Source organism: Streptomyces sp. NPDC055078, from assembly GCF_053607985.1.
This window is the reverse complement of the sequence record NZ_JBSGUP010000337.1, coordinates 1-8766: the sequence shown is the minus strand read 5'-3', so window position 1 is coordinate 8766 and position 8766 is coordinate 1. Positions and strand designations below refer to the sequence as shown.

At 69.3% G+C, this 8766-nt stretch carries 9 protein-coding genes and 1 tRNA gene; 3 read left to right on the top strand and 7 right to left on the bottom strand.

Annotation, left to right across the window (positions count from 1 at the left end):
• The 5 genes from rplA to ACWF94_RS25055 form a co-directional block, all read right to left on the bottom strand.
• Nucleotides 1-690: 50S ribosomal protein L1 (rplA, locus tag ACWF94_RS25075; protein WP_453492639.1), on the bottom strand; the 690-nt coding region annotated here is incomplete at its 3' end.
• Nucleotides 691-772: 82 nt separating this feature from the next.
• The gene (gene rplK / locus ACWF94_RS25070) at nt 773-1207 is read right to left on the bottom strand and encodes a 50S ribosomal protein L11 (RefSeq protein WP_453492636.1); all 435 of its coding nucleotides are present in this window, start codon (nt 1205-1207) and stop codon (nt 773-775) included.
• A 323-nt stretch (nt 1208-1530) separates the two neighbouring features.
• The gene (gene nusG, locus ACWF94_RS25065) at nt 1531-2466 is read right to left on the bottom strand and encodes a transcription termination/antitermination protein NusG (RefSeq protein ID WP_453492633.1); all 936 of its coding nucleotides are present in this window, start codon (nt 2464-2466) and stop codon (nt 1531-1533) included.
• Between the two features lie 74 nt (nt 2467-2540).
• Nucleotides 2541-2822 (bottom strand): preprotein translocase subunit SecE, encoded by a 282-nt coding sequence (gene secE / locus ACWF94_RS25060; protein WP_453492630.1) that lies wholly within the window; start codon nt 2820-2822, stop codon nt 2541-2543.
• A gap of 108 nt (nt 2823-2930) precedes the next feature.
• A tRNA-Trp gene (locus ACWF94_RS25055) sits at nt 2931-3003 on the bottom strand.
• Nucleotides 3004-3382: 379 nt separating this feature from the next.
• Between ACWF94_RS25055 and ACWF94_RS25050 the strand changes: the two genes are divergently transcribed.
• Nucleotides 3383-4609, top strand: coding sequence for a pyridoxal phosphate-dependent aminotransferase (locus ACWF94_RS25050; RefSeq protein WP_453492627.1), 1227 nt, complete (start codon nt 3383-3385; stop codon nt 4607-4609).
• A gap of 159 nt (nt 4610-4768) precedes the next feature.
• On the top strand, nt 4769-5791 hold the full coding sequence (locus ACWF94_RS25045) for an adenosine deaminase (protein WP_453492624.1): 1023 nt from the start codon (nt 4769-4771) through the stop codon (nt 5789-5791).
• Nucleotides 5792-5884: 93 nt separating this feature from the next.
• Here ACWF94_RS25045 and ACWF94_RS25040 read toward each other — a convergent pair whose 3' ends face one another.
• Nucleotides 5885-6628, bottom strand: a complete 744-nt coding sequence (locus ACWF94_RS25040; protein WP_453492621.1) for a TetR/AcrR family transcriptional regulator — start codon at nt 6626-6628, stop codon at nt 5885-5887.
• A 179-nt stretch (nt 6629-6807) separates the two neighbouring features.
• On the opposite strand from ACWF94_RS25040, the gene ACWF94_RS25035 reads away from it, so the two are divergent.
• Nucleotides 6808-7431 carry an NAD(P)-dependent oxidoreductase gene (locus ACWF94_RS25035; RefSeq protein ID WP_453492618.1) on the top strand — a complete coding sequence of 208 codons (624 nt, stop codon included), beginning with the start codon at nt 6808-6810 and terminating at the stop codon, nt 7429-7431.
• Nucleotides 7432-7545: 114 nt separating this feature from the next.
• Here the strand turns inward: ACWF94_RS25035 and ACWF94_RS25030 are convergent, their stop codons facing one another.
• Nucleotides 7546-8622, bottom strand: a complete 1077-nt coding sequence (locus ACWF94_RS25030) for a UDP-N-acetylmuramate dehydrogenase (RefSeq protein ID WP_453492615.1) — start codon at nt 8620-8622, stop codon at nt 7546-7548.
• Nucleotides 8623-8766 lie beyond the last annotated feature (144 nt).

The following is an 8766-nucleotide window of genomic DNA, read 5'->3' as shown; positions in this document are numbered from 1 at the left end:
GTTGCGGGTGCGGTTGGCGTCCAGCGGGATGCCGGGGCCCATCGTCGTCGTCAGGGTCGCCTTCTTGATGTAGCGGCCCTTGGCGGCGGACGGCTTCAGCCGGAGGATCTCCTCCAGCGCCGCGGCGTAGTTCTCGACCAGCTTCGTCTCGTCGAAGGAGACCTTGCCGATGATGAAGTGCAGGTTCGAGTGCTTGTCGACCCGGAACTCGATCTTGCCGCCCTTGATGTCGTTCACAGCCTTGGTGACATCGGGGGTGACGGTGCCGGTCTTCGGGTTGGGCATCAGACCACGCGGACCGAGCACCCGGCCGAGGCGGCCGACCTTGCCCATGAGGTCCGGGGTGGCGACGACGGCGTCGAAGTCCAGACGGCCCTTCGACACCTCGTCGATCAGTTCGTCGGCGCCGACGATGTCGGCGCCCGCGGCACGCGCGGCCTCGGCACGGTCACCGGTCGCGAAGACCAGGACCCGGGCGGTCTTGCCGGTGCCGTGCGGAAGGTTCACGGTGCCACGGACCATCTGGTCGGCCTTGCGCGGGTCTACACCCAGGCGGAAGGCGACCTCGACGGTGCCGTCGAACTTGACTGCGGCGGTGTCCTTGGCGATACGGACGGCCTCAAGCGGGGCGTAGTTGCGCTCCCGGTCGATCTTGGCGTCCGCAGCGCGGTAGAACTTGCTGCGCTTCACTTCTGCTCCTGTGTTCACATCGGGGTGGAGTCGTGGTGCGGACCAGCGCTTGGTCCTGCCACTGAGGTCTGAACGGGGGCTGTCAGCCCTCGACCGTGATGCCCATGGAACGGGCGGTACCGGCGATGATCTTCTCGGCGGCGTCCAGGTCGTTGGCGTTCAGGTCGGGCATCTTGGTCGTGGCGATGTCACGGACCTGGTCGCGCGTCAGCTTGGCGACCTTGGTCTTGTGCGGCTCGCCGGAGCCCTTGTCCACACCCGCGGCCTTGAGGATCAGCTTGGCGGCCGGCGGAGTCTTGGTGATGAAGGTGAAGGACCGGTCGTCGTAGACCGTGATCTCCACCGGCACGACCATGCCACGCTGCGACTCGGTCGCGGCGTTGTAGGCCTTGCAGAACTCCATGATGTTGACGCCGTGCTGACCCAGCGCGGGACCGACCGGCGGAGCCGGGTTGGCCGCGCCGGCCTGGATCTGGAGCTTGATGAGCCCCGTGACCTTCTTCTTCTTGGGAGGCATTGCTCTCTCCGGGTCCTAGTGAGAGTTTCCAGCCAGCCGTCCGATCATCCGGACGGAGGCATACCGCACAACGATAACGGGTATGGCTGCGCGGTTAAAAACCGACAGGTCAGAACGGCCGCGAGGGCCCTTCTGACCTGGTCGGAGGCATGTGTTCCGGGGCGGGTACCCCCGGATGTGCACTCCGGAGGCCGCCTGTGAGCGGCCCGCCGGGTGCTGAGTGCTGAGTGCTCCGCGAGGAGCGAGAGACCTTGGTCCTTCTGGATCAGCCCTACCGGATCAGCTCTACTGGATCAGTTCTTCTGAAATCAGTTCTACTGAAATCAGTTCTTCTGGATCTGGTCGAAGCTCAGCTCGACCGGAGTCTCCCGGCCGAAGATCTCGACCAGACCCTTGACCTTCTTGGAGTCGGCGTTGATCTCGTTGATCGTCGCCTGAAGGGTGGCGAAGGGACCGTCCGTGACCGTGACCGAGTCACCGACCTCGAAGTCCAGCACCTGGACCTCGACCTTGCGGGACGGGGCCGGCTCGCCCTTGGCCTCGGCGGCCTCGCGCGCCGCCTTCTCCTCGGCTTCCGGGGCGAGCATCTTGACGATCTCGTCCAGGGTGAGCGGGTACGGGTCGTAGGCGTTGCCGACGAAGCCGGTGACGCCGGGGGTGTTGCGGACGACGCCCCAGGACTCGTTGGTGAGGTCCATCCGGACCAGGACGTAACCGGGAAGCTTGTTCTGGCGGACGTTCTTGCGCTCGCCGTTCTTGATCTGGACGATCTCTTCCTCGGGCACTTCGGCCTGGTAGATGAACTCCTCGACGTTCAGCGAGACGGCACGCTGCTCCAGGTTCGCCTTCACGCGCTTCTCGTACCCGGCGTAGGTGTGGATGACGTACCACTCACCGGGCAGCAGGCGCAGCTCCTCGCGGAGCGCGGTGACCGGGTCGACCACGGCCTCCTCGGGCTCTGCCACGTCCTGGGCGTCCTGGGCCTCATCGGCCTCTCCGGCTTCCTCAGCGGCGGCATCGGCCGCGGCCTCAGAGTCGGAGTCGGTGTCGGCCTCGGAGTCGGTCCCGGCATCGGGGTCAGTGTCGCCCTCGCCGTGGAGCGCCGCCTCTTCGGCCGGCTCCCCCGCCGCGGCGTCAGCAGCTTCCGCCTGGTCGTCGTCGGCCGCCTCAACGATGTCGAGCTCGTCCTCGGCGGACTCGGCGGGCACGAAGCTCTCGTCGCCTGGCTCAACGGCCTCGTTCAGGTTCGGGTCAGACACGGTGGCTGCTTCTTCCTGGATACAGATGGGTGGAACATGCGAAAGGCTGCCGCCATGCCGACGCCCTCCGCGGGTCAGCCAAAGACGTACTTGACGGCTTCCTGGAATCCATAGTCAATCACGGTCACCAGACCGATCATGATGACGACGAAGATAATCACGACCGTGGTGTACGTCGTCAGCTGGTTTCGCGTGGGCCAGACGACCTTGCGAAGCTCGGCGACAATCTGCCGGTAGAAGAGCGCGAGACGGCCCAGAGGGCCTCGCTTCCCGCGCTTGCCGCCCTTGCGCGACTTCCTCTGGGGCGCCTCGTCCTCGGCATCAGGCGTGTCGATGGAGCCCACGGCGTCCGTCACGTGCTTTCACCTGATTCCGGGTCGTGGCCGTGCCGCGCCCGGTGGAGCCGCACGGCGGTTCATTGAATGTACGTACATGCGCACACAGCCTGGCGAAGGTGTGTGTAGCAGGGCCGGAGGGACTTGAACCCCCAACCGCTGGTTTTGGAGACCAGTGCTCTACCAATTGAGCTACGACCCTTTGTGGCTTCCCCAACCTACCGCATCCGGAGATGTGGTCGGTGCGGGCCAACGACCAGTGAGTGTACGTGGTCGGGGACGTGGCGTCGAACAGCTTGCTCCGCAACGGCTCTTGTCCGCCACCGTCCGCCACCGGTCCGCAACCGGCCTCAGGGCACGCTCCGCTTCCGCGCAGGCCGCCGGGGAGTCCGGCCCGGCGCCTGGGTCAGTGTCCTGGGTCCGTGCCCTGGGTCCGTGCCCTGGGTCTGTGTCCTTAGTCCGCGGCGTGCCGGTGTATCGCTCCGGACACAGGGCACAGCGCGGGGGCCGAATCGCGGGCCGGGTGTCCGTGGGACGAAACACCTGTGCCGGGCGCGAGGGGCGTCTGGGACGATGGATGTATGAGCGCTGCAACCCCTCCCACCGAGCGCCGGGTCTCCGCCCGCGTCGGTTCGATCTCCGAGTCCGCCACCCTCGCCGTCGACGCCAAGGCCAAGGCCCTCAAGGCCGCCGGGCGCCCGGTGATCGGCTTCGGTGCCGGTGAGCCCGACTTCCCGACGCCCGACTACATCGTCGAGGCCGCGATCGAGGCGTGCCGCAACCCGAAGTACCACCGCTACACCCCGGCCGGCGGCCTCCCCGAGCTGAAGAAGGCCATCGCCGCGAAGACCCTGAGGGACTCCGGCTATGAGGTCGACCCCGCACAGGTGCTGGTCACCAATGGCGGCAAGCAGGCGATCTACGAGGCGTTCGCGGCGATCCTGGACCCGGGCGACGAGGTCATCGTGCCCGCCCCGTACTGGACGACCTACCCCGAGTCGATCCGCCTCGCGGGCGGTGTCCCGGTCGAGGTCGTGGCCGACGAGACCACCGGCTACCGCGTCTCCGTCGAGCAGCTGGAGGCCGCGCGCACGGAGCGTACGAAGGTGGTGCTCTTCGTCTCCCCGTCCAACCCGACCGGCGCGGTCTACAGCCGGGAGGACACCGAGGCGATCGGCCACTGGGCCGTCGAGCACGGGCTGTGGGTGCTGACGGACGAGATCTATGAGCACCTGGTCTACGGCGACGCCTCCTTCACCTCGCTGCCGGCGGTCGTGCCCGAGCTGCGCGACAAGTGCGTCGTGGTCAACGGTGTGGCGAAGACGTATGCGATGACCGGCTGGCGCGTGGGGTGGATCGTCGGCCCCAAGGACGTGGTGAAGGCCGCGACCAACCTCCAGTCGCACGCCACCTCCAATGTCTCCAATGTCTCGCAGATCGCGGCGCTGGCCGCGGTCTCCGGGGATCTGACCGCAGTGGCCGAGATGCGTGCGGCGTTCGACCGCCGCCGCCAGACGATCGTCCGGATGCTGAACGAGATCGACGGCGTTCTCTGCCCGGAGCCTGAGGGCGCGTTCTATGTGTATCCCTCGGTGAAGGGGCTGCTCGGCAAGGAGATCCGCGGCACCCGCCCGGGGACGTCGGTGGAGCTGGCCGCGCTGATCCTGGACGAGGTCGAGGTCGCGGTGGTCCCGGGTGAGGCGTTCGGCACACAGGGGTATCTGCGGCTGTCGTACGCGCTGGGCGATGAGGACCTGGCCGAGGGCGTCTCGCGCATCCAGAAGCTGCTGGCGGAGGCCACGGACTGAGGCCACGGACTAAGGCGGCTGAGGCTGCCCGGCATTCCGGATACGGACGGCCACTGGTGCGGGAACGATCCCGCACGGGTGGCCGTTCGTGCGTTCGGGCAAGCGCCCGATCAGGGAAACCGGCTGCCTCCCGGCTCGGCCGTGCGGCAGGATCCTGGGATGGAGCACGTACGTGACGTAAGCCGGTTGCCCAAGGCTCATCTGCATCTGCACTTCACCGGGTCGATGCGCCCCACCACCCTGCTTGAGCTGGCCGACAAGTACGGCGTCCGGCTGCCCGACGCGCTGACCGGCGGGGAGCCCCCCAGTCTGCGGGCCACCGACGAGCGCGGCTGGTTCCGCTTCCAGCGGCTGTACGACATCGCGCGCTCCTGTCTCCGCTCCCCCGAGGACATCCGGCGGCTGGTGCGCGAGGCCGCCGAGGAGGATGTCAGGGACGGGTCGGGCTGGCTGGAGATCCAGGTCGACCCGACGTCGTACGCCCCGACGCTGGGCGGTCTGATCCAGGCCATGGAGATCATCCTGGACGCGGTCGACCGCGCCTCGCGGGAGACCGGTCTCGGGATGCGGGTGCTGGTGGCGGCGAACCGGATGAAGCATCCGCTGGACGCCCGTACCCTCGCGCGGCTCGCGGTGCGGTACGCCGACCGGGGGATCGTCGGCTTCGGTCTGTCCAACGACGAACGCCGGGGCATGGCGCGGGACTTCGACCGGGCCTTCGCGATCGCGCGGGCGGGCGGACTGCTCGCGGCGCCGCACGGCGGCGAGCTGACCGGGCCGTCGTCCGTACGGGACTGTCTGGACGATCTGGGCGCGGCACGGATCGGGCACGGCGTACGGGCGGCGGAGGACCCCCGGCTGCTGCGGAGGCTGGCCGATCGCGGGGTGACCTGCGAGGTGTGCCCGGCTTCGAATGTGGCGCTGGGGGTGTACGACAAGCCCGAGGACGTACCGCTGCGGACGCTGTACGAGGCCGGGGTGCCGATGGCGCTGGGCGCTGACGACCCGCTGCTCTTCGGCTCGCGGCTGGCCGCCCAGTACGAGTTCGCCCGGCAGCACCACGGTTTCACGGACACCGAGCTGGCCGAGCTGGCCCGGCAGTCCGTACGCGCCTCGGCGGCGCCGGAGGATGTCCGGAACAAGCTGCTGGCGGGGATCGACGACTGGCTGAGCGGCGCCTGAACCGGCCGCCAGGGACTGGTTGACTGGTGAACCGCCTGGCTGGGGCCGGTTGCCTGGCGGGCCCGCCAGGGACCGGCCGGCGGAGCGCTCAGCTCAGTCCCTGAGGGGCGGCATGATCCCGTTCAGAATCGTCCGGGCGAGGCCCGTGGCGAACTCGTCGAGCGGCGGGGCCGGTACCCCGCCCTCCGCTTCGTCGTAGGCGAAGGCCCGGTGGGTGCAGGCGCCGAGCAGGAGTGAGGCGGCGGCGTAGGTGTCCGCGTCGGCGCCGCCGCGGCCCGCGCGCTGCTCGGCGCGGAGATAGGCGTCCAGGCCGTGGATCGGTTTGTGCGGCCCGGTGCCCATCGCGCGCAGGGCCGCTTCATGGCGGTTCTTGAGCGGCGGATCGGCGTAGAGCGAGGCGGCGATCGGCACGGTCTGGGCGTAGAAGCGCGATGCCTCGCGCACGACGTCGGCGAGGTTCTGCTCCAGGCTCCCTTCGCCGGGCCGGTCGGTCAGCTCGCTCAGCAGCGGGCCCAGCTTCGGCAGCCGCTCGCTGAGGACGGCGATGAACAGCTCCTCCTTGCTGGAGAAGCTCTTGTACAGCGCGGCTTCCGAGCAGCCCGCGGCTCTGGCGATCTCCTTGGTGGTGGTGCGGGCGAGGCCGAGGTTGAGCATGAGGTCGTGGGCGGCGTCGAGGATGCGGGCGCGGGCGGGTTTCTGCCCGGGTTGTTGCCCGGGTTTCTGTCCGGGTTTCCGTACAGACTTCTGCCCAGCTGTCTGTACGGCTTCCTGTGCGGGCTTCTGGGCGCCTTCCTGGGCGGCCTTCTGTACGGCTTCCTGGGCGGCCGGTTTCTGCATGGCTCCTCGATTCTCCGGGCTTGTGGGCGTTGCTGAGCCGGGTTCAGCCGGGTTCAGCCGGGTTCAGCCGGATTCTCCGGGTTCTCCGGCCGGTTCCGGGCAGATCGGCTTGACGGGTGGGTGAGTACTTACCCACTCTAGGGGTGAGTGAACGCTTACCCACCTTGGAGGTGTGACCGATGAGGCTCACCGTATTCGGCGCGACCGGCGGTATCGGCCAGGAGATCGTCAAGCAGGGTCTGGCGGCCGGGCACGAAGTGACGGCGGTGGTGCGCGACCCGGCGCGGCTCACCGTCACCGGCTCCGGGCTCACGGTGTTCCCGGCCGATCTGACGAAACCGGAGTCCCTGCGTCCGGCGGTCGCCGGCCGTGACGCGGTGCTCTCCGGGCTCGGGGCACGCAAGATGTCCGACTCCGGGATCACCACGAAGCTGACCCGTTCGGTCCTCACCGCGATGGACGCGGAGGGCACCCGTCGGCTGCTGGTGGTCTCCGCCGCACCGCTGGCCCCGGTCCATGGGCTGGCGGACCGGGCGGTGTACGCCGTACTCAGCGCGGTGCTGAAACGGATCTACGACGATCTGCGGGTGATGGAGCGGGACCTGGCCGCCAGCGCCACCGACTGGACCGCGGTACGTCCACCCCAACTGCTGGACAAGCCCCTGACCGGCAGGTACCGAACAGTCATCGGCGGCAATCCGCCCGGAGCCCGGAAGATCTCCCGCGCGGATGCGGCCCATGCGATGCTCGCGCTGGTGGCGAACCCCGACGCGGTGAAGCAGGGCGTCGGAGTGGCGTACTGACCGCGGGCCACGGTTCCGACAGCATGCCGCCTGTTCCGACCGCATGCCGGGTGTTCCGACGGCCCTCCGACGGTTCGGACCACCCGCGACGGTTCGGACCGCCCGCCGGGCGTTCTAAAGGCTGACGCCGACGGTCACCGGCTCATTGACCAGGGTGACTCCGAAGGCGTCCCGCACCCCCGCCACCACCTCGCGGGCGAGGGCGAGCAGATCCTCGGTGGTGGCCTCGCCGCGGTTGGTGAGCGCGAGGGTGTGCTTGGTGGAGATACGGGCCGGGCCGCAGCCGTACCCCTTGGTGAACCCGGCCTTGTCGATCAGCCAGGCAGCGGAGGTCTTCGTCCGCCCGTCGCCCGCCGGGTACGCGGGCGGGGCGGCCCCGTCGCCGAGGCGGGTGCGGACGCGGTCCAGGAAGGCCGCGTACTGTCCGGCGTCCAGGACCGGGTTGGTGAAGAACGATCCGGCCGACCAGGTGTCGTGGTCATCGGGGTCCAGGACCATGCCCTTGCGGGCGCGCAGGGCGAGGACGGTGCGGTGAACGGCGTCGATGCCCTTGCGTTCACCCGGTTCGGCGCCGAGGGCGCGGGCGGTCTCGGCGTACTTGATCGGGCCGGAGAGCCCCCGCGCATCCTCCAGCTCGAAGCGGACCCGCAGGACCACATAGCGGTCGGGGTGCTGCTTGAAGAGGCTGTGGCGGTAGGAGAAGGCGCAGTCGGCGTTCGCGAGGGTGACCGTCTCCCCGTCACGGCGGTCGTAGGCGACGACCTCGGTGATGGTCGAGGAGACCTCCTGGCCGTACGCGCCGACGTTCTGGATGGGCGTCGCGCCCGCCGAGCCCGGGATTCCGGCCAGGCATTCGATGCCCGCGAGGGATGCGGCGACGGTCAGGGCGACCGCCTCCGCCCATACCTCGCCGGCCGCCAGCTCCAGCCGGGTGCCCCCGAGCCGCACCCCCTTGGTCGCGATGCGCAGGGCCGTGCCGTCGAAGCCCTTGTCACCGATGACCAGATTGCTGCCGCCGCCGATGATCAGCAGCGGGGTGCCGGAGGCGTCCGCCTCGCGTACGGCGGCGACCACCTCGTCGTCCGTGGTGGCGGTGACGAGCCGGGTGGCGGGCCCGCCGAGCCGGAAGGTGGTCAGGGGGGCGAGGGGGGCGTCGTGATGTTCCTGCACGGGCACAAGGGTACGGTCCATGGCCCCCTCGACCCGGCCCGACCCGGCCCGACCCGACTCGGCCCGGTCGGGGCCACGGACCGGCCGTGGACATACGGCGGTACGGGCCTACCCGCCGACGAGCGGCCCTCAGGGCGACAGGTAAGGGGCGCCCTCAGTAGAGGG

What these genes read in the sequence shown, in the direction of transcription:
- ACWF94_RS25035 (WP_453492618.1), top strand. Translation starts at nt 6,808, where the DNA reads ATGAGGCTCACCGTATTCGGCGCGACCGGCGGTATCGGCCAGGAGATC.
- ACWF94_RS25050 (WP_453492627.1), top strand. Translation starts at nt 3,383, where the DNA reads ATGAGCGCTGCAACCCCTCCCACCGAGCGCCGGGTCTCCGCCCGCGTC.
- ACWF94_RS25040 (WP_453492621.1), bottom strand. Translation starts at nt 6,628, where the DNA reads ATGCAGAAACCGGCCGCCCAGGAAGCCGTACAGAAGGCCGCCCAGGAA.
- ACWF94_RS25030 (WP_453492615.1), bottom strand. Translation starts at nt 8,622, where the DNA reads ATGGACCGTACCCTTGTGCCCGTGCAGGAACATCACGACGCCCCCCTC.
- ACWF94_RS25045 (WP_453492624.1), top strand. Translation starts at nt 4,769, where the DNA reads ATGGAGCACGTACGTGACGTAAGCCGGTTGCCCAAGGCTCATCTGCAT.
- rplK (WP_453492636.1), bottom strand. Translation starts at nt 1,207, where the DNA reads ATGCCTCCCAAGAAGAAGAAGGTCACGGGGCTCATCAAGCTCCAGATC.